At 77.9% G+C, this 19,406-nt stretch carries 16 protein-coding genes; 8 read left to right on the top strand and 8 right to left on the bottom strand.

Going from position 1 to position 19,406, the window contains the following annotated elements; genetic code table 11:
- Positions 1-73 precede the first annotated feature (73 nt).
- Positions 74-949 carry a sigma-70 family RNA polymerase sigma factor gene (locus VER05_RS09250; RefSeq protein ID WP_324845073.1) on the bottom strand — a complete coding sequence of 292 codons (876 nt, stop codon included), beginning with the start codon at positions 947-949 and terminating at the stop codon, positions 74-76.
- Between the two features lie 377 nt (positions 950-1,326).
- Here VER05_RS09250 and flgN point away from each other — a divergent pair, with 377 nt between their 5' ends.
- From flgN to VER05_RS09220, 6 genes are all read left to right on the top strand, one after another.
- A complete protein-coding gene (gene flgN / locus VER05_RS09245) occupies positions 1,327-1,812 on the top strand; it encodes a flagellar export chaperone FlgN (RefSeq protein WP_324845072.1) in 486 nt (161 codons plus the stop codon).
- Positions 1,813-1,867: 55 nt separating this feature from the next.
- Positions 1,868-3,304: a flagellar hook-associated protein FlgK gene (flgK, locus tag VER05_RS09240; RefSeq protein ID WP_324845071.1), complete on the top strand. Its 1,437-nt coding sequence runs from the start codon at positions 1,868-1,870 to the stop codon at positions 3,302-3,304.
- Entirely contained in the window at positions 3,301-4,218 is a 918-nt protein-coding gene (flgL, locus tag VER05_RS09235; protein WP_324845070.1) for a flagellar hook-associated protein FlgL, read from the top strand. The genes flgK and flgL overlap by 4 nt, the downstream gene beginning before the upstream one ends.
- The gene (locus tag VER05_RS09230) at positions 4,215-4,640 is read left to right on the top strand and encodes a flagellar assembly protein FliW (protein ID WP_324845069.1); all 426 of its coding nucleotides are present in this window, start codon (positions 4,215-4,217) and stop codon (positions 4,638-4,640) included. The genes flgL and VER05_RS09230 overlap by 4 nt, the downstream gene beginning before the upstream one ends.
- 37 nt (positions 4,641-4,677) lie before the next feature.
- Complete coding sequence (locus VER05_RS09225) at positions 4,678-5,928, top strand: EAL and HDOD domain-containing protein (RefSeq protein ID WP_324845068.1); 1,251 nt, start codon at positions 4,678-4,680, stop codon at positions 5,926-5,928.
- 214 nt (positions 5,929-6,142) lie between these two features.
- On the top strand, positions 6,143-6,385 hold the full coding sequence (locus VER05_RS09220) for a DUF2530 domain-containing protein (protein ID WP_324845067.1): 243 nt from the start codon (positions 6,143-6,145) through the stop codon (positions 6,383-6,385).
- 56 nt (positions 6,386-6,441) lie between these two features.
- Here the strand turns inward: VER05_RS09220 and VER05_RS09215 are convergent, their stop codons facing one another.
- The 7 genes from VER05_RS09215 to VER05_RS09185 form a co-directional block, all read right to left on the bottom strand.
- Positions 6,442-7,668: an MFS transporter gene (locus VER05_RS09215; protein WP_324845066.1), complete on the bottom strand. Its 1,227-nt coding sequence runs from the start codon at positions 7,666-7,668 to the stop codon at positions 6,442-6,444.
- Positions 7,665-11,123, bottom strand: a complete 3,459-nt coding sequence (locus tag VER05_RS09210; protein WP_324845065.1) for an ATP-binding protein — start codon at positions 11,121-11,123, stop codon at positions 7,665-7,667. Before VER05_RS09210 ends, VER05_RS09215 begins: the two co-directional genes overlap by 4 nt.
- Positions 11,120-12,145 carry a DUF3027 domain-containing protein gene (locus VER05_RS09205; RefSeq protein ID WP_324845064.1) on the bottom strand — a complete coding sequence of 342 codons (1,026 nt, stop codon included), beginning with the start codon at positions 12,143-12,145 and terminating at the stop codon, positions 11,120-11,122. Before VER05_RS09205 ends, VER05_RS09210 begins: the two co-directional genes overlap by 4 nt.
- A 2-nt stretch (positions 12,146-12,147) precedes the next feature.
- Complete coding sequence (locus VER05_RS09200) at positions 12,148-12,531, bottom strand: cold-shock protein (protein ID WP_147795518.1); 384 nt, start codon at positions 12,529-12,531, stop codon at positions 12,148-12,150.
- A 138-nt stretch (positions 12,532-12,669) separates the two neighbouring features.
- Positions 12,670-13,947, bottom strand: coding sequence for an EAL and HDOD domain-containing protein (locus tag VER05_RS09195; protein ID WP_324845063.1), 1,278 nt, complete (start codon positions 13,945-13,947; stop codon positions 12,670-12,672).
- A gap of 156 nt (positions 13,948-14,103) precedes the next feature.
- Positions 14,104-15,321, bottom strand: a complete 1,218-nt coding sequence (locus VER05_RS09190; protein ID WP_324845062.1) for a M20 family metallopeptidase — start codon at positions 15,319-15,321, stop codon at positions 14,104-14,106.
- Position 15,322: 1 nt separating this feature from the next.
- The gene (locus VER05_RS09185) at positions 15,323-16,633 is read right to left on the bottom strand and encodes an MFS transporter (RefSeq protein ID WP_324845061.1); all 1,311 of its coding nucleotides are present in this window, start codon (positions 16,631-16,633) and stop codon (positions 15,323-15,325) included.
- Between the two features lie 99 nt (positions 16,634-16,732).
- Between VER05_RS09185 and VER05_RS09180 the strand changes: the two genes are divergently transcribed.
- Both VER05_RS09180 and VER05_RS09175 read left to right on the top strand, forming a co-directional pair.
- Positions 16,733-19,237, top strand: a complete 2,505-nt coding sequence (locus tag VER05_RS09180; protein ID WP_324845060.1) for a helicase-associated domain-containing protein — start codon at positions 16,733-16,735, stop codon at positions 19,235-19,237.
- On the top strand, positions 19,234-19,406 hold a 173-nt coding region (locus VER05_RS09175), incomplete at its 3' end, for a helicase-associated domain-containing protein (protein WP_324845104.1). The genes VER05_RS09180 and VER05_RS09175, both read left to right, overlap by 4 nt.

Genomic DNA, 19,406 nt, shown 5'->3' with positions numbered 1-19,406 from the left:
GTGCTGCGGACGGCGCCCTCGGTCGTGCGTGAACGTGCTGCTGCGTGCCGGCGCGTGCGCCGGCGCCGTGGTCTCAGACCGCGGCGGTGGTGATGCGGTCGGCGCCCTCGAACGGCGTCGGGACGGACCGGGCCTCCTCGGCGCGGTGGCCGGCGGCGGTCATCGCGGCGCGCGAGGCGACCGCGGCGAAGTAGGTGCGGCGACGGCGCTCGGCCACGCCGTCCGGGCGCTCCGCGACCGGCACCATCTCCGGGTCGAGGCTCGCGTTCAGCCCGTCGCGCATGAGGGCCAGGCCCTCGGTGCGCAGCTGGCTGATCCGGGACTGGGTGACGCCCAGCTCGTCGGCCAGCTCGGCGACCGACCGGTCCTGCAGGAACAGGCCCTCGATGACGGTGCGCAGCCGGTCGGGCAGCGTGTCGACCGCGGCGCGCAGGTAGCGCAGCCGCTCGCCGATCAGGACGTTGTCCTCGGGGCCGGGCGCCTCGTCGCGGACCAGGTCGGCGACCGGGTGCACGGTGGCGTCCATCGACAGCACGCGGCGCTCGGCGTCCTGGCGCGCCTGGTCGACCGCGGCGAGGTCGGTGCCGAGGTGGCTCGCCAGCTCCTCGCGGGTGGGCGTGCGGCCCAGGGTCGCGGTGAGGCGGTCGCTCGCGGCGGACAGCTCGCGGGCGCGGTGCCGGGCGCCGCGGGACGCCCAGTCCATCGAGCGCAGCTCGTCGATCAGCGCGCCGCGGATGCGGAGCGCGGCGTACCGCGGGAAGGGGACGCCCGTCTCCGGGTCGTACGCGCGGGCGGCGAGCACCAGCGCGAGGTGGCCGGCGGACACGAGGTCCTCGCGGCTGACGGTGGCGGGGACCCGGGAGAGGACCTCGCTCACGTGGTACCCCACGATCGGCATGTGCGCGACGACGAGGTCGTCGGCGGCGGGGGTGGCTGCAGAGCTGTTCACGGACCGGTTGTCGGCGGGGGTGAAACCGGCCTTGAGCCTTTGTTCTGAAGTTCCTGAGGAACCGATCTATGCGACTTCCGCGGCCATTTCGGACGTACCGGAAAGACAAAACGGACATCCGCCGACATAGCTCCGGCCGGAGTTGAGGAGTTGTGACGCACGTCACATCCGGGACATCGCTGTCCCGTCAGGGATGGGCACTGACCAGTCAGTTCAACGGAGGCCCCCCGCCGCCCGACGCGCGGGTGACCACGAGGTGTCCGGTTTCGCTCAGGACCCCCCGCGCCGTCCCGATAGGAGAGGCATCACGCCGCGGCCGGCACCCCGCGCCGGGCGTCCCGACCGCACCACCGCCGCATCGAAGGGGGGCAGGCCCGATGGCCCTGAGCCAGCTGTCCGACGTCCTGTGGACCGAGCGCCGACTGCTCGAGCTGCTGCTGTTCAAGCTCGAGGAGGAGCAGCTCGTGCTCACCAGCGGGCGCACGCGGTGGCTGGCCCACGCCACGCGGGAGGTCGAGACCGTGCTGGAGCAGATCCGCGACGCCGAGCTCGGCCGCTCCGCCGAGGCCGACGCCGTCGCCCTCGAGCTCGGCCTCGAGCCGGGCGCCACGCTGCGCACCCTCGCCGAGCACGCCCCGAGCCCGTGGGACGACCTGCTGCAGGCGCACCGCGACGCCTTCGTCCAGCTGACCACCGAGATCGGCCAGCTGGCCGACGGGAACCGCGAGCTGCTCGCCATGTCGCACCGCGCCACGCAGGAGACGCTCATGTCCCTGCAGGAGTCGGTGCAGACGTACGACCCGCAGGGTCACACCACCGCCGAGGCCGACCGCAGCGCGCAGCTGCTCGACCGGTCCTTCTGACCCGGCCGACCCGGCCCACCGACACGACCCGAGACACCCCGAGGAAGAGGACCCGTTGAGCACCTTCTCCGGACTGGGCACCGCCCTCAGCTCCCTGATCGCGCAGCGCCAGGCGCTCGAGGTCTCGGGGCAGAACATCGCGAACGCGAACACCGTCGGGTACACCCGGCAGCGCGCCGCGATGGCCTCCCTGCCCGCCGCCACCGTGCCGTCGATGTTCTCCACCAGCAACGGCGTGGGCATCGGCACCGCCGTGACCGGCATCGACCGGCTCGGGGACGCGTTCCTCGACGCCCGCGTGCGCAACGAGACCTCCGGCGCCTCCCGGCTCGCCGCGGTGGCCACCGAGTACAAGACGCTCGAGACCACGATCGGCGAGCCGACGGCCACCGGCTTCTCCAAGGACCTGTCGTCCTTCTGGAGCTCCTGGTCCGACGTCGTGAACGACCCGACCTCCGACTCCGCGCGGTCGGTGCTGCTCCAGCGCGGCAAGGCCGTGGCCGACCGGCTGTCGACGATGCACCAGGACGTCGGCACCCAGTGGCAGCAGGCGCTCACCACCACGTCGGCGCTGGTGACCCAGGTCAACACCACCGCGGCCAACGTCGCGGACCTCAACACCCGGATCCTCGCGATCACCAACGCGGGCGGCTCCGCGAACGAGCTGATGGACCAGCGCGACCTGCTCGTCACGCAGCTGTCCGGCCTGGTCGGCGCCTCCGCCCGCACCCGCGACGACGGCACCGTCGACGTCATGGTGGCCGGCAACGCCCTGGTCTCCGGCAGCAGCGCGAACCAGCTGGCCGTGTCGTCCGACAGCCCGGCCTCGCTCGGCGACGCGATGCAGGCCGGCGCGCCGGCCGTGTCGATCGTCTGGGCCCGCAACGACAACCCCGCCGGCATCGAGGGCGGGCGGGTCGCCGGCCTGCTGACGACGCTCGCCCCGCAGAGCGAGGGCGGCGTGCTCACCAGCGCCGCGGCCCAGATCGACGCGGTCGCGAAGACCCTCGCCGACTCGGTCAACGCCGTGCACACCACCGGCTACACGATCGACGGGTACGAGACCGGCACCCCGGGCGGGGCCTTCTTCACGTACGACCCGGCGAACCCGGCGCGCAGCCTCGCCGTCGCGATCACCGACCCGGCCGGCGTCGCCGTCGCCGGGGCCGGCAAGGGCGCGCACGACAGCAGCGTCGGCCGGGAGCTCGCCGCGCTGGCGAAGTCCACCTCCGGCGCCGACGCGACCTGGGCCGCCTTCGTCGTCGACCTCGGCGTGCAGTCGGCCAGCGCCTCGTCGCGGGCCACCGTCGCCGAGGCCGCGCGGTCCACCGCGTCCGCCGCCCAGCTCGCCCAGACCTCCGTCGACACCGACGAGGAGACCGTGAACATGCTCGCGTTCCAGCGGGCCTACGAGGGGGCGGCCCGGGTGCTCACGGCCGTCGACGAGATGCTCGACACGCTGATCAACCGGACGGGGGTGGTGGGCCGATGACCACGATCGGCCGCGTCACGCACTTCACGGTGCGGAACTCGACGCTCAACAACGTGCAGGCCAACCTGCAGAAGATGGCGGACCTGCAGGCGCAGATGTCCTCCGGCAAGAAGATCAACGCCGCGTCCGACGACCCGTCCGGCACCGCCGACGTCCTCCGCCTGCAGGGCGAGCAGCGCCAGCTGGCGCAGTACGGCCGGAACGCCTCGGACGGCGAGGCCTGGCTCACCACGATCAACGACGCGCTCACCACGTCGCTGTCGACGCTCCGCAAGGCCCGCGACCTCACCGTCCAGGGCGGCAACGGCGCGCTCGGCATCAACTCGCGGATCGCGCTGGCCCAGGAGATCGAGGGCCTGCGGGACAACCTGCTGGCCCAGGCGAACACCACGTACCTCGGGCGCTCGGTGTTCGCGGGCACCACCGCGGGCGCGGCGTTCACGGACGGCACCACGCCGGTCGGCGCGCCGGACCCCGCCTACACGTTCTCCGGCTCCGGGGTCGACGGCACCGTCACCCGCACGGTCGCGAGCGGCACGAACATCCGGGTCGACTCCTCCGGCGCGGCCGTGTTCGGCGAGGGCGCGGACTCCGTGTTCGCCCTGCTGGACTCCATCGCCGCCACGCTGCGCGCCGGCGGCGACCCGTCGGACCAGCTCGACGCGATCGACGGCCACCTCGACGCGATGACGACCGAGGTCGCCTCGGTGGGCGCCCGGCAGAACCAGATCGACGCCGCGCAGGACCTCATCTCGCAGAACTCGCTGACCGCGACCACGCGGCTCAGCGCGGTGCAGGACATCGACCTCGCCCAGATCATCCTGGACCTCGGTGCGCAGGAGGTCGCCTACAAGGGCGCCCTCGCCGCCGGCGCCAAGGTCCTCCAGCCGACCCTCCTGGACTTCCTCCGATGACCGCTGAGCTCGCCGACGCCCCGCGTCGCACCCACCTGCCCGAGCACCTGCACCTGCGCGCGCCCATGCCGGGCCTCGCCGGGTACGAGGACTTCACGCTCACCCCGCTGGACGACGCCGGCGTGCTGTACGCGCTGCGCGCCGAGCCCGCGGGCGCGCGCCCGGTCCGGCTGTTCGTCGTCGACCCCGACGCGTTCTTCCCGGACTACGCCCCGGCGATCGCCGGCGACGTGCTCGCCGCGATCGGCGCGGACGCCGCCCACGTCGTGCGGCTGGTGGTCGTGCGCCCCGCCGGCGGCGGCGAGCCGCCGACCGCGAACTTGCTGGCCCCGCTGGTTGTCGACCCGGCGAGCGGCGCCGCCGTGCAGACCGTCCTCGCCGAGGACTGGCCGCTGCGGGCCCCGCTCGCGCCGGCCGCCTGACGCCTCCCCCGCCGACCGACCCGACCTGGAGATCGCGATGACCTCGACCCTCGGTGCCGACGCCGGGTCCCCGCGCGCCGCGAGCGGCAGCCCGATCCCCATCGGCGGCGGCGAGACCACCGTCCTGCGGCAGCCCGTGGTGCACCACGACCGGTCCGTCTACGGCTACGCCGTGCGGGTCCTGGTCAGCGGCCCCACCGGCGCGTCCCTGCCCGACGAGAGCACCGAGGCCGCCGTCGAGACGGCCTACCGGCGCCTCGACCTGGCGGGGCTCGCCGGCGACAAGCCGGTGCTGATCCGGGCGACCGCCGGGCTGCTCGCCGGCACCGCGGCCGTCTGGTACGACGCCGACCGGCTGATGCTCGAGATCACCCCGTCGCTCGCGCGGCGCCCCGACGTCGACGAGCTGCTCGCCGCCGCCACCGGGCGCGGCAGCCGGCTCGCGCTCGCCGACTACGACGGCTCGCTCGCCCAGGACCGGCTGCTGGACCGCGTGCAGATCGTCAAGGTCGACCTGCAGCGCGGCGCCGACCACTGCGCCGAGCTCGTGGCCCGCGCGCACGCCGCCGGCGCGACCGTCGTCGCCGAGCACACCGACACCACCGAGCGGCTCGAGACCGCCCAGGCCATCGGCGCCGACCTGCTCCAGGGCCCGATGTTCCACCGCGACCCCCCGGTCACCCGCCGGTCGTTCTCGGCCGGCGAGCTGCAGTGCCTCGAGCTGCTGCGGGTGCTGTCCGAGGACCAGGTCGACCAGCAGACCGTCGTGCGGACCGTGGCCTCCGACCCCGAGCTGTCCATGCGGGTGCTGCACCTGGTGAACTCCTCGGCGTTCGGGCTGCGGCGCGAGATCGACTCGGTGCTGCAGGCCGTCGTGCTGGTCGGCCCGCGGCAGCTGCACGCGCTGGCGATCGCGTCGCTCATCGACGCCAAGCCCGCCTCGGTCGGCACGCTGTGGTCGATCCTCACCCGGGCCATGACCTGCCACACGATCGCCGGGGACGACGCCGGGTACACCGTCGGGCTGCTGTCCGCGGTCGCCGCCCAGCAGGGCATCGACCTCACGGAGCTCGTGAGCCGCACGGGCGTGTCCGACGCGCTGGGCTCGGCGCTGCTGCGGCGCGAGGGCCGGCTGGGCCAGGTGCTCGCCGCCGTGCTCGCGCACGAGGAGAACGACACCGCGGCGGTCGCGGCCACCGGCTTCGAGCCGTGGGACGTGGCGCACGCCTACCTCGCGGCGGTCCCGAGCGCCCTGGCGACCGCCACGGCCCTCGCCTTCGGCGAGTAGCCCCCGGGCCCCACGCCCCTCGGGCCTCGGGCCTCGGCCCGGCTCGTACCTCTGCCCGGCTCGCACCTCTGACAGTGGAAGGTTGTGCCGGACACGCCGACGGCGTGTCCGGCACAACCTTCCACTGTCGCGGGGCCGCGGGGCCGCGGGGTCCGGGGGTCGCGCGGTGGCGCGGGTGGCCGGGCCGCGGGCCCGCACCGCCTAGGCTGTGGCCGTGCCGTCGTTCATCCACCTCGCCCTGCGCCCGGAGAGCCGCAAGCCCGCCCCGGAGCCGGTCCCGGTGAGCATGCGACCCGTGTTCCTGGTCGGCATCGGCGCGTGGCTCGTGGCCCTGGTCGTGGCCTTCGTGCTGTGGCTGACCGACGCCGCCGGCCCGCACGGCGTCTGGGCGTGCGCCACGGGCGTCCTGCTGGGCGTGCTGGGCCTGGCCTGGACCCGCCGCCGCCCGGGCCGCTAGCCCCCACCCCGCCGAGAGGGCAGCCGATGTCCCCTCCCGGCCCCTGGTAGGGACGTCTACTGCCCGCTCGGCGACCCCGCCGCGGCGCGGGCCGCGGCCGCGCGGGCGCGGGTGCCCGCGGTCGCGTGCTCGGACCAGCGCGGGACGAAGGCCGCGAGGGCGCCGGCGGCCAGCAGGCCCGCGGCGCCCATCGTGACGATCCCGGCCGCGAGGCTGCCCGCCGCGGCGACCGCCGAGACCACCAGCGGGCCGGCCGCGGCGCCGGAGTCCTGGAACACCCGCCACACGCCGAGGAACTGCGCGCGGGCGTCCGGCGGGGCCACGTCGGCGCCCAGGGTCATGAGGATGCCGGAGCCGATGCCGTTGCCGAACCCCATGACCATCGCCACCACGGTCAGCCCGGCGAGCGTCGACGTCAGCGGCAGCACCGCGATCGCGCCGCCGAGGACCAGCATCGACGGCACCGCCACCCACAGCCGGCCGCGCCGGTCCATCACCTTCCCGGCCGGGTAGAACAGCAGCATGTCGACGGCGCCCGAGATGCCGAACACCAGGCTGGTCGTCGCCGGGGCGAAGCCCAGGTGCTCGGACCACAGCGGCAGCACGACCTGGCGGGTGGCCCGCACGGCGCCGACCAGCACCACCGCCAGCCCGAGCGTCGCGAGCAGCCGCCGGTGCCGCCGGACGAGCCCCGCGGTCGACACCCGGGGCCGGCCCCGCGCGGCGGTGCGCCGGTCGTCGACGTCGCGGGCGAACCCCACGACCGCCGCCGCCGCGACGGTGGTGCCGACCGCGAGCCAGAACACCGCCCGCAGGTCCGCGACGTGCAGCACGGCCGCGCCGAGGAACGGCCCGAGGAACACCCCGATCCGCGACACCCCGCCCAGCGTGGACAGCGCCCGCGCCCGGTTCACCACCGGCACGACCTCGGTCAGGTACGCCTGCCGGGCCAGGTGGAACACCGCGGACGCCGCCCCGGTCAGCAGGACGCCGACGGCGAGCACCGGCAGCGTCGGCGCCAGCGCGCCGATGGTCAGCGCGACGCACGCGACCAGGGCCGCGACCAGCATCGCGCGGCGGTCGCCGACCCGGGCGGCGAGCGCGCCCGCGGGCACGTCGCCGAGGATCTGCCCGACGCCGACCAGCGCCACGACCAGCGCGGCCTGGTCGAGCCGAGCGCCCATCCCCGCGGCGACGAGCGCCACGACCGGGGTGACGGCGCCGAGCCCCGTCTCGTAGAGCAGGGCGGGCAGGTAGGCCGAGGTCAGCAGGCTGCGGGTCATCGGCCGTCCATCATGCCCCCGTCGTCGGCGACCTGCTCCACGGCGAGCTCGGCGGCGCGCGCCGGCTCCACGAGGGCGAGCTCGACCGCGTGCCGCAGCCGCCACGCCCCGCACGCCTGCGCCAGCCCGCGCGCGAGCCCGGCCAGGTGGGTGGCGTGCACGATCGCGTCCGCCCCCTCGCCGTCCACCCACCAGTCGACGGGCACCCCGTCCACCCGCAGCTGCTCGTGCTCGATCCAGGTGTCCGGCGCGCCGGGCAGCAGGGCCCGCACCGCGTCCGGCGTGGCGGACAGCGCGCCCGCGTCGTCGCCGTCCCGCTCGTCGACCACGCCGTCCGCGAGGTCGCCGGCCAGCGGGACGCCGAGCACCTCGGCCAGGTCCTCGGGGTCGGCCCGCCCGGACAGGGGCACCATCGCGGCGACGTCGGCCCGCTGCCACCACATCGGCGCCGGGGCGACGGCCGCGTCCCCGGCGTGCACCAGGGCGACCCGGTCGGGCGCGACCAGCGCCGGCAGCACGTCGAGGTCCGGCAGCGGGTCCGCGCCCGCGTCGGCGGCCCCCGCGGCCGCGGCGAGCCCGGCCCAGGCCGCCCAGACCGCGGCGGCGAGGCCGAGGTCGACCCGGCCGCCGACCGGCGCGGCGGCGCGCAGCAGCGGGTCCCACGCGCGGGGCGGGACCGCGGCCAGCGAGGCGACGCCGCCGAGCGCCGCCTGCGCCACCGGGTCGAGCGCGGCGACCTCGGCCGGCGCGGGCGGCAGCAGCCGGGCGACGGCGGGCTCGGCGCCGGCGACGGCGAACGGCGCGGCCAGGGGCAGCCCGGACCGGTGCCGCAGCCACCACGCGGTGTAGCCGGGGGCCGACCGGCCGCCCGGGACCCGCACCTCGTCCAGCAGCGCGCGGCGCAGCGGACCCGGCTCCGCGAGGCGGGCGAGCACCGCCGGCCACGCGCCCGGGTCCGCGGCGTCGAGATCGGCGACCACCAGCACCTCGGGCAGGGTCTCCCCCTCGCCCACGGCGGCGGCGACCTCGGCGATCCAGCCGTCCCAGCCGTCGAGGGCGTCGGTGACGAGGTCGGCGTCGTCCTCGCCCAGCCCCGGGTCGTCCGCCGACGCCACGACGTCGGTCAGCAGGAGCGGCACCAGGTCGGCCCGGACGCCCGCGGCGGCGAGCGCGGCGGCGCCCCACCGCTCGACGGCGTCCGCGGCGACCGGCGCCAGCACCCGCGGGTCGAGCAGCCGCGCGGCGGGCGAGCCGGGCAGCACGAGGCCGTGCGCGGGCGTGGGCTCGTCGTCGTCGGCGCGCAGGGTGAGCAGCCCGAGGACGGCCCGCGCGGCCGGCACCGGCTCGCCCTCCGGCGCGACGGCCCCGTCCGCCACCGCGGCCCGCACGAGGGCGAGCACGGCGTCGCTGACCTGCTCGGCGGCGTCGAGGTCGTCCTCGTCGGCCTGGTCGAGCACCGCCTGCCGCACCCCGGGGTGCGCGAGCAGGGCCGCGGGGTCCGCGGGCGCGGCGCCGAGCCGCTCCAGGACCTCGTGCGCGGCGGCCGGGTGCACCAGGCGCACTCCCCACCGGCCGAGCACCGCGAGCGCGCCGGCGACCGGGCCGGCCGGGTCGAGCGCGCCGGCGACCGGCAGCAGCAGGCCGCGCGCGCCCCGCACCACCCGGCCGTCGGCGAGCGGGACCGGCAGCGCGGCCAGCGCCTCCCGGACGAGCGGGTCGCCCGCGGCGGGCGCGAGCGCGGCGTACAGCGCGCGCCACCGCGCGGGCGGCAGGCCGGACGCGGCGGGCAGCTCCTCCACGCACTCGGCGGCCTCGCGGACCTCGACGCCCAGCGCGCGGGCCGCGGTGAGGCCGCCCTCGGGCAGCACGACGAGGCCGGCGAACCACGGGGCGAGGGCGCGGGTGAGCTCGGGGGCGTGCGGCCCGGCGAGCGCGACGGCGCGCTGGGGCTCGACGAGGGCGTCGGGGCCGGGGGCACCGGCGGGGTCGTCGGGGGCCGGGTCGTCGCGGTCCGGGTCGTCGCGGTCGGCGACCGCGTCCGGAGCCGGGTCCCCGGCCGGCTCACCGTCCGCCGCGGGCGCGCCCCGGGCGGGACGCAGCAGCGGCGTGCGGGACAGCGCCTCGACCAGCCGGCCGCGCAGCGCCGCGTCCAGGTCGCCCGCGGGCAGCCCGCGCGGCACCAGCCGGAGCGGGTCCTCGCCGTCGGCGGCGCACGCGGCGGCGAGCCGGGCGTACGCCTCCGCGGCGACGTCGAGCAGGGCGTCGGTCGCGCGGCCGCGGGCGGCGCGCCGCCGGGTCGGGTCGAGCGGCACGGTCGCGACGAGCAGCGCGGGCAGGTCGAGCGGGTCGTCGGTGGGCGTCGGCGCGTGCAGCACCCGCTCCCACGGCGCCGCGGCGCCCGCCGGCCCGCCCTCGGCCCGGCCGGAGAGCGCGGCGAACAGGTCGCCGGGCGACCCCTCGACGACCTCGCGGGCCGGCAGCGCCCAGGTCACCCGCCACCGGCGTCGGGACCGCTCCTCGACGGGGCGGTCCGCGAGCAGCGCGGGGTCGAGCTCGCCCTCGGCGGTGAGCCGCCGCCACCGGCGGTCGACGTCCGCGACCCGGCGCCGGCGCCCGGCCAGGTCGTCCTCGACGACGACCTCCGTCAGCCCCGGCAGCGCCAGCAGCAGCGCGTCGCCGACCTCGGCGAGCATCGCCCGGACGTCGGCCACCGCCGCGTCGTCGCGCAGCGCGAGCAGCACGGCGGTGTCGTAGCCGCCGGGCGGGCGGCCGGCGTCCTCGCGGGGCAGCCGGAGCGCGGGCAGCGCCCCCTCGCGGCGGGCGACCTCCTCGGCGAGCCGGGGCTCGTCGGCCGCGGCCAGCGCCAGGTCGCGTCGGGTGCCGTCGAGCGAGAACCGGACCGCGCCCGACGTGGACAGCACCCGGACCTCGTCGGCGACCGCCCGCACGGCGGCGAAGCCCACGCCGAACCGGCCGACCAGGCCCGGCCCGGGTGCGGCGCCGTCGCGCCCCGGCCAGTCCCGGGTGGCGGACGCGCGCATGGCCGCCATCGAGTGCACGCCCGCGGCGTCGAGCGGGGCGCCCGTGTTGGCGGCGACCAGCACCACCCCGCCGGGGGCGGGGGCGCGCTCGCCGGGCTCGCCCGCGCCGTCGTCGGGCCCGCCCGCGCCGTCGCCGGGCCCGCCCGCGCCGTCGTCGGGCCGCGCGTCGCCGCCTGCGTCGCCGTCGTCCGCGCCCGCCGTCGTCAGCCGCAGCAGCAGCCGCCCCGGCGTCCCCGCGCGCACCGCCGCGTCGGCGGCGTTCTGCGCGAGCTCGACCACCACCCGGTCGCGGTAGTACCCGCGGGCGTGGTCCTCCTCGGTGTTCGCGTCCTCGCGCAGGCGCGCCGGGTCGGCGCGCCACGTCCCCAGCACCCGCTCGCGCAGCGCGCGCGTGCCGAAGACGTCGGCGGTCACGACCGGGGCTCGTCCTCCGCCGGCGCGTCCACGGCCGCGTCCGCGACCACGGCGTCCTCGGTCCCCGCGTCCTGGGCCCCGGCGTCCTCGGCCGCCCCGGCGTCCCCGGCCGCCCCGGCGTCGTCCTGCCCGGCGAGCACCTCGACCTCGACCGTGACCTGCTCGACGGTCGCCTCGACGACCACGGCCGGCTCGGCCGCGTCGCCCCCGGCCGCCGCACCGCCGACGCCCGCCGGCGCCACGTCCGCCGCCGCACCGCCCGCCGCGCCCCCGACGACCTCCGCCGTCGGCAGCACGTCCAGCTCGCGCGCGACCGGCACGTCCGGCCACTCGGACGGCCGCGGCTCGACGTCGGTCTCGGAGTGCGCGCCGCAGCCGTGCTCCAGCGCGACGACCTTCCCGTCGTCCGGCGACCACGCGTTCACGCACACGCCGAACACGGTGCCCAGCGCGCCCTGCAGCGGCACCAGGAACCCGCAGGTCATGCACGGCTCGGCGGACGCCACGGAGCCCGCGGACGCGGGGCCCTGCTTGGACCGGTACCAGCGCTCGGCGGCCTCGGCGATCCCCACGGGCGACAGCACCCGGTTGCGGGCGAGCGCGAGCTCGCCGATCGCGACGTCGTCGACCTCGGGGTCGCCGGTCGGGGTGAAGCCGGGCTCCAGGCGCGGGTCGTCCGCGCGGAACGGCAGCACGTCGCCGGCGCCGACGTCGCCGGGGCGCAGCCGCTCGTCCCACGGCACCCACGCGGGCGCGAGGACCGCGTCGTCGCCGGGCAGCAGCACGGCCTCGCAGACCGTCGCCCTGCGGGCGCGCGGCACCCGGGACAGCGTCACGGTCCACACCCAGCCGCGGTAGCCCTTGGCCGTGCAGGCGAACCGGTGCGAGACGAGCCGGTCGGCGTCCACGGTGTAGCCGAGGTGCTCGCCGACGTCCTGGGGGTGCTCGGCGAGCTCGAGCGCGGCCTCGCGGGCGAGGTCGACGGCGCCGCCGAGCACGGCGTCCTGGGTCGCGGTCGCCATGCTCAGGCCTCGAGGTCGTCGGCGACGGCGCGCAGCAGGGTGGCGACCTGCTCGGCGCGGGACTTCTCCGGGCGGCGGCCGCGGCGCAGGTCGTTGCCGACCCGGTCGAGCACCTTGATGAGGTCCTCGACGATGACGGCCATGTCGTCGGCGGGCTTGCGCTGGACGGCGGCGACCGAGGGCACCGGGTCGAGCAGCTTGACCGCGAGCGCCTGCGGGCCGCGGCGGCCGTCGGCCACGCCGAAGTCCACCCGGGTGCCGGGCTTGGGCGTGCCGATCCCCGCGGGCAGCGCGGACGCGTGCAGGAACACCTCGGTGCCGTCGTCGGCGGCGATGAAGCCGAAGCCGCGATCGGTGTCGAACCACTTGACCTTGCCGGTGGGCACTGCGATCCCCTGTGCTCGTCGGAACTCGCGCGGCGTCGCGCCGCACGTCACCAGGCTACCGGTCGCACCGCCCGCGCAGCGCGCCGCTCCGCCGCCGGCGAACCCCCCACGGACGCGCGGCGCCGCGCGCGACCCGGCTCAGCCGTACGCGACGTCCTGGACCCCGCCCGGCACCGCCTGCAGCCGCGGCACGGGCTGGTAGACGGTCGCGAGCAGGGCCCGTGCCTCGCGGAGCGCGGTCAGGTAGACGAGCGAGACGTGCAGCGCGGAGTAGGGCGACCGGATCGACGGCACCGCCTCCTCCGCGATGGCGTCCAGGTACGCGTCGAGCACGTCGCACGCCGCGACCACCCGGGCGCTCGGCTGCGACCGGTGCAGCTCCGGGTCCAGCTCGGCCACGGGCACGTCGAGCAGCTCGGACACGATGCGGACCAGCGCCTCGGTGGACGCCTCCAGCGGGTCCTGCGGCGCGAGGATCTCGGCGGCGCGGGTGCGGGCGAGCGCCATGAGCGGGATCTCGTCGTCGTGGTGGCCCGCGGTCGCGAGCACCTCCAGCACGAGCATCGCGCGGAACCGCTCCCGCCCGAGCAGCACGAGCGCCTGGTGCAGGTTGCGCACGGTGCGCCCGGCGCCGGACACCGAGTTCACGACCCGGAACACCTTGAGCGCGATCGCGGGGTCGGCGGCGGTGAGCCGGGCCAGCCGGCGGTAGGACACCTGCGGGTCGCCGAGCTGCACGAGCAGCCGGCCGGCGACCATCGCGTGGTGCGCGAGCGCCGGCCGGGTCAGGACCGTCGGCCGGCGGAAGTGGTAGCCCTGGAACAGGTCGAAGCCCGCGTCCTGGGCGGCGAGGAAGTCGGCCTCGTCCTCGACGTGCTCCGCCACCAGCGCGGCGTGCGGGGCGACCGCGCGGAGCTCGTCCGCGAAGTCGGCGAGCCGGTCGCCCACGTCGGACATGTCGACCTTGACGTAGTCGCACAGCGGGAGCAGGTCCCAGCGCTGGTCGCCGGGCACGAAGTCGTCCAGCGCGATGCCGAACCCGAGCCGGCGCAGCCGCTCGACGCCCGCGACCACCTCCTCGTCGGCGGGGACGTTCTCGAGCACCTCCAGCACGACGCGGTGCGGGTCGAGCGCGACCGGCAGCTCGTCGACGATGAACGACCGGGGGACGTTGACGAACAGGTCGCCGTTGCCCGCCAGGTCCTCGACGCCGAACTCCGTGAGCGTCGCGACGATGACGGTCGCGGTGGCGCGGTTGTCGTCGACGCCGGGACGGACGCCGGACTCGAGGGCGTCCGGGCTGGCCCGGAACAGCAGCTCGTGCCCGATGGGCCGGCTCAGCACGTCGTAGATGCCCTGGCGCGCCACGCACACCTCGCGCGTGGCCGGGGGCAGGTGCCCCGCCGTGATCGACATGCGTGTCCCTTCCGCTCGAGCGCGCAGCACGTCCGTCGGCGGGCGCGTCGACACCTGTCATCGGCACAGGTGAGGCGGACCTGAGCGCTCGCGCGGGTGGAGCCGCAGATCAGGCGGGGACCGTCCCCCGCCCGGGTGCCTGCGCGGGCCCGCGCCTCACCCCTCCGCGAGCCGGTCCAGCGCCAGCGCCGCGAGCACCGCGGGCCCGACCGCGAGCGCGCCGTCCTCGAACCGCGCCTGCGCGGAGTGGTTGTACGGCGCGGTGCGCGGGTCGGCGTCGGCCGGCGTCGCCCCGACCCCGAGGTAGGTCCCGGGCACCTCCTGCAGGACGTAGGAGAAGTCCTCCGAGCCGGCCAGCGGCTGCGGCGCCGTGACGTAGGACCGCTCGCCGAACAGGCCGGCGGCGAGCCGCGCGAGCCGGTCGACCTCCCCCGGCGTGTTCGACGTGACCGGGTAGCCGCGCTGGTAGTCGACGGTCACGGACAGCCCGTGCGCGGCGGCGACGCCCTCGCAGACCCGGGTGACCCGCTCGGGCACGACGCCGTGCACCGCCTCGGAGAACGTCCGGACGGTGGCCTCGATCCGGGCGTCCGCCGGGATGACGTTGTCCGTGGTCCCGGCCTCGATCCGCCCGACGGTCACCACGACCGGGTCGAAGACGTCGAACTGCCGGGTGACCATCGCCTGCAGCGCGAGCACGATCTCGGCGGCGACCGGCACCGGGTCCTGCGCGAGGTGCGGCATGGAGCCGTGCCCGCCCCGCCCGTGCACCGTGACGTGCACGGTGTCCGCGGCGGCGAGCAGCGTGCCCGGCCGGCTCGTGATCGCGCCGGTGGGCAGGATCGACGACAGCAAGTGCAGGCCGTACGCGGCGACCACCCGCTCCCCCGCGGCGTCCAGCACGCCCTCGTCGAGCATCAGCCGGGCGCCGTGGTCGCCCTCCTCGCCGGGCTGGAACATCAGGACGACGGAGCCCGCGATCTCGTCGCGCCGGGCGGCCAGCAGCCGGGCGGCGGCGACCAGCCCGGCGACGTGCAGGTCGTGGCCGCACGCGTGCATGGCGCCGGGCACCTCGCTCGCGAACGGCTCGCCGGTCTCCTCGGTCACCGGCAGCGCGTCCATGTCGGCCCGCAGCAGCACCGCGGGGCCGGGGCGCGCGCCGCGGAGCACGGCGACGACCGACGACAGCCCGGCGCCGGTGCGCACCTCCAGCCCGAGCGGCTCCAGCGCCCCGAGCACGAGCGCCTGGGTGCGCGGCAGGTCCAGCCCGATCTCGGGCGTGCGGTGCAGCGCGTGCCGGAGCGCGGCGGTCTCGGGCAGCAGCGCCCGCGCGTCGGCGCGCAGGGCGTCCAGGGCGGAGCGGTCGAGCGGCATGTCAGACCTCCGAGGTGTGCGGTGCGGCGGCGGGCGTCCCGGCGGGGCCGGGTGCCGCGGACGGCTCGGCCCGGGTCCCCGCGAGCGTCTCGACGGGGTAGAGCAGCCGCTCGCTCACCAGCCACGAGCCGACGGCGGACACCGTCAGCCCCGCCGCGGCCCACACCGGGACCAGGCGCAGCGCGTCGCGGGAGATCAGCCACTCGGCCACGAACAGGAACGTACCGCCGAACAGGGCGATGGCGGCGCCCGCGGGGACGCCCAGCGCGACCGCCCGGATCGGCACCGGGAACAGCCGCGCGCCGGCGACGGGCGTGACGCCGAGCTGCAGGCCGACGCAGATCGTGAACAGCGGCGCGGCCACCAGGTACGGCACCGCGCCGGCTGCCAGCCCGAGCATCAGCGGCACCACCAGCACCGCCGCCGCGGTGAACCCGGTGCGGATGAGCACCAGCGGCCCGAACCGGTCGGCGAGGAACCCGGAGGCGATCATCGCGACCAGCAGGCAGATCAGCGCCACGGTGTGCTGCGACGCGGCCTGGGTCTCGGTGTACCGCCCGGTGTGCCCGGCGAACTCGGGCAGGTACACCGACCCGAAGTACACGCCCATGGTCGACCCGATGGTCAGCATGAACGCGAGCGCCATCCGCCCCGCGTGCCGGCGCAGCAGGGGTCCCGCCGGCTCGACGCCGGCGTCCCGCGCCCGCTCGAACACCTCCGACTCCGGCACCCCGCGCCGGATCCACAGCGCCAGCAGCCCGCACAGCGCCGCGATCACGAACGCGATCCGCCAGCCGCCGTCGCGCAGCCCGTCGGGCCCGAGGACGCCGAGCAGCACCGCGAGCACGACGGTGCCGCCGAGCGTGCCGAGCGCGTCGCCGGAGTAGGCGAACGCGCCGTACCGGTGCCGGCGCTCGGGCGGCGCGACCTCGACGACGTAGGTCGCGGCGGTCGCGACCTCCCCGCCCATCGCGATGCCCTGCAGCATCCGGGCCAGCACGACCACGACCGCGGCCCACCAGCCGGCGACGGCGTAGGTCGGGGCGGCCGCGATGACCGCGGCGCCGACGGCGATGAGCGACACCGACGCCAGCAGGCCGGTGCGCCGCCCGCGGGTGTCGGTGATCCGGCCCATCACGTACGACCCGAGCGGCCGGACCACGAAGCCGACCGCGAACACGACGTACGCGCCCAGCACCCGCGTCACCGGGTCGCCGCCCGGGAACACCTGCCCGGCGAAGTACGGCGCGAGCAGCGCGTACATCGTCCAGTCGAGCGACTCGACGAAGATCCCCGCGGTGCTCGCCACCACGACCCGTGTCCTGCGCACCCGTGCCATCGCTGCCTCCCGGCGGCTCGCCCCGGCGGACCCGGCCCCGCGCCGGACCCGCCGGAACGTATCGTGGTGCGGATGGCCACGTTCAGCGAGCACCTGCGCGGCAGGTCGGACGACGAGCTGGTGCGCCTGCTGCTGCGGCGCCCCGACCTGGCGCACCCGTCGCCCGCCACGCTCGCCTCCCTCGCCGCCCGCGCCACCAGCCGGCCGAGCCTCGAGCGCGCGCTCGCGGGCGTGGACGCCGCGGTGCTCCAGGCGGTCGAGGCCGTCGTCGCGCTGCTGGCGGGGTCCACCGACCCGGCGACCGGGGTGCGCGCGAAGGACGTCGTGGCCGCGGTCGGCGCCGGGCGCGCGGACGCCCCCGCGGTCCGCGCCGCGCTGGCCACCGCCGCCGACCTGGCCCTGGTGCACCCCGCGGGCGGGCGGGCCGTCGACCCCGTGCTGCGCCCCGCGCCGGGCGTCGCCGAGCTCCTCGGCCCGGCGACCGCCGGCCTGGCCGCCCCCGCGCCGCACGACCCCGACCCCGCCGCCGTCCCCGGCCTGCTGGCCGACGCGCCCGCCGCCGGCCGCGCCGTGCTCGACGCGCTGACCTGGGGGCCGCCGGTGGGCGTGCGCCCCGCGGCCGGGCCCGCCGCCGAGGCCGTCACGGAGCTGGTCCGCGCCGGCCTGCTGGTGCGGGCCGACGAGCGGCACGTGGTCCTCCCCCGCACGGTCGCGCTCGCGCTGCGCGACGGCCGCACGCACCGCGCCCCGGCGACGCCGCCCGCGCCGGAGGACCTGCCGCGCCGGGACGCGTCGCTGGTCGAGGCCGAGCACGCGAGCGCCGCCGAGCGCGCCGTCCGGCTGGTCGCCGGGCTGCTGCGGCTGTGGGGCCAGGCCCCGCCCCCGGTGCTGCGCGCCGGCGGGCTCGGCGTGCGCGACCTGCGCCGCACCGCGAGCGCCCTGGAGGTCACCGAGCAGGAGGCGGCGTTCGTCGTCGAGCTCGCCGGCGTCGGCAGCCTGGTCCGCGACGACGGCGAGGAGTCGCCGCACCACGTGCCGACCACCCTCGCCGACGAGTGGCTCGCGCTCGACCTCGCCGACCGGTGGGCCCGGCTCGCGGCGTGGTGGGCCGCGACCCCCCGGTGGCCCGCCCTGGTGGGCACGCGCGACGAGCGCGGCTCGGTCCGCCCCGCGCTGGGCCCGGAGCTCGGCCGGCCGTGGGCGCCCCGGCTGCGGCACGCGGTGCTCGGGCTGCTCGCCGACGCCGGGCCGGGCGCGGCCCCCGACGCCGCCGCGGTGCGCGCGGGCCTGGCCTGGCGGACGCCGCGGTCCGTGCCGCCGCTGGACGCGGTCGCCACGGTGCTGCGCGAGGCGGGCTGGCTCGGCGTGCTCGGCGCGGGCGCGCTACCCGTCGCGGGCCGCGCGCTGCTCGACCCGGACGCCGACCCGCGACCCGCGCTGGCCGCGGGCCTCGGCGCCGCGCTGCCGCCCGCCGTCGACGACCTGCTGCTCCAGGCCGACCTCACCGGCATCGTCCCGGGGCGGCCGAGCCAGGAGCTCGAGGCGCTGCTCGACGCCTCCGCGCGGGTGGAGTCCCGCGGCGGCGCGGTGACCGTCCGGTTCACGCCGGAGTCGGTCCGGGACGCGCTGGACGCCGGGTCCACCGCGGACGACCTGCTCGCCGACCTCGCCGCGCACGCCCGGGGCGGGGTGCCCCAGCCGCTGGAGTACCTGGTGCGGGACGCCGCGCGCCGGCACGGGCGGCTGCGCACCGGCGCGGCGTCCTCCTACGTGCGCACCGAGGACCCGGCGCTGCTCGCCGGGCTCGCCGAGGACCCCCGGCACGCCGACCTCGGGCTGGTCCGGCTCGCGCCCACGGTGCTCGCCGCCCAGGCGCCGCTGCACGAGCTGCTCGCCGCGCTGCGGGCGCACGGGCTGGCGCCGGTCGCCGAGACGCCGGACGGGCAGGTGCTGCACGCCGCCCCCACGGTGCGGCGGGTGGCCGCCGCACGGCCGCGGTTCGCCCCGGAGGACGGCGCACGCGGGGCGCAGCCCCCGGCCGAGCGGGCGGCGGCCCTGGTGGGCGTGCTGCGCCGCGCCGAGGAGGCCCGGGCCGCGGGCGGGTCGACCGGCGGTGCGGGCGCGGTGGTGCGGGGCGCGGCGGCGGAGGCCGCCGGGGCCGCTGCGCCGGCGCGCGCCGACGGCTCCCCCACGCTGCGCGACCGCGCCTCGGGCGTGGCCGCCGCCACCGCGGCCGCGCGCGCCGGCCGCCCGGGCGCGACCCGGAACGGCCCGCGCCCGTCCGCGGGAACAGCCGACCCCGCCGAGGCGTTGGGGCTGCTGCGCGAGGCGGCCGCCGGGCACACCGAGGTGTGGCTGGACGTGGTCGGCTCGCGCGGCGCCCTGGAGCGGCGGCGAGTCGTGCCGGTCCGGGTCGACGGCGGACGGGTGCGCGTGGTGGACACCGCCCGGGACGCCGAGATCGTGGTCGCGGCCCACCGCGTCGCCGCGGTCACCCCGGTCGACGCGGCGGGCACCGAGCCGCCCGCCGACGACGACCCAGCAACCGACGACCCCCGGGAGGCGGGCACCGCATGACCGACGGACCCCTGATCGTCCAGAGCGACAAGACCCTCCTGCTCGAGGTCGACCACGACCAGGCCGAGGCCTGCCGCCGCGCGATCGCCCCGTTCGCGGAGCTGGAGCGCGCGCCCGAGCACGTGCACACCTACCGGCTGACCCCGCTGGGCCTGTGGAACGCCCGGGC

This window comes from Cellulomonas sp., assembly GCF_035634735.1.
Lineage (GTDB): Bacteria > Actinomycetota > Actinomycetes > Actinomycetales > Cellulomonadaceae > Cellulomonas.
Note: the sequence above shows the minus strand (reverse complement) of the source record. Positions and strands in the feature narration are given on the sequence as shown.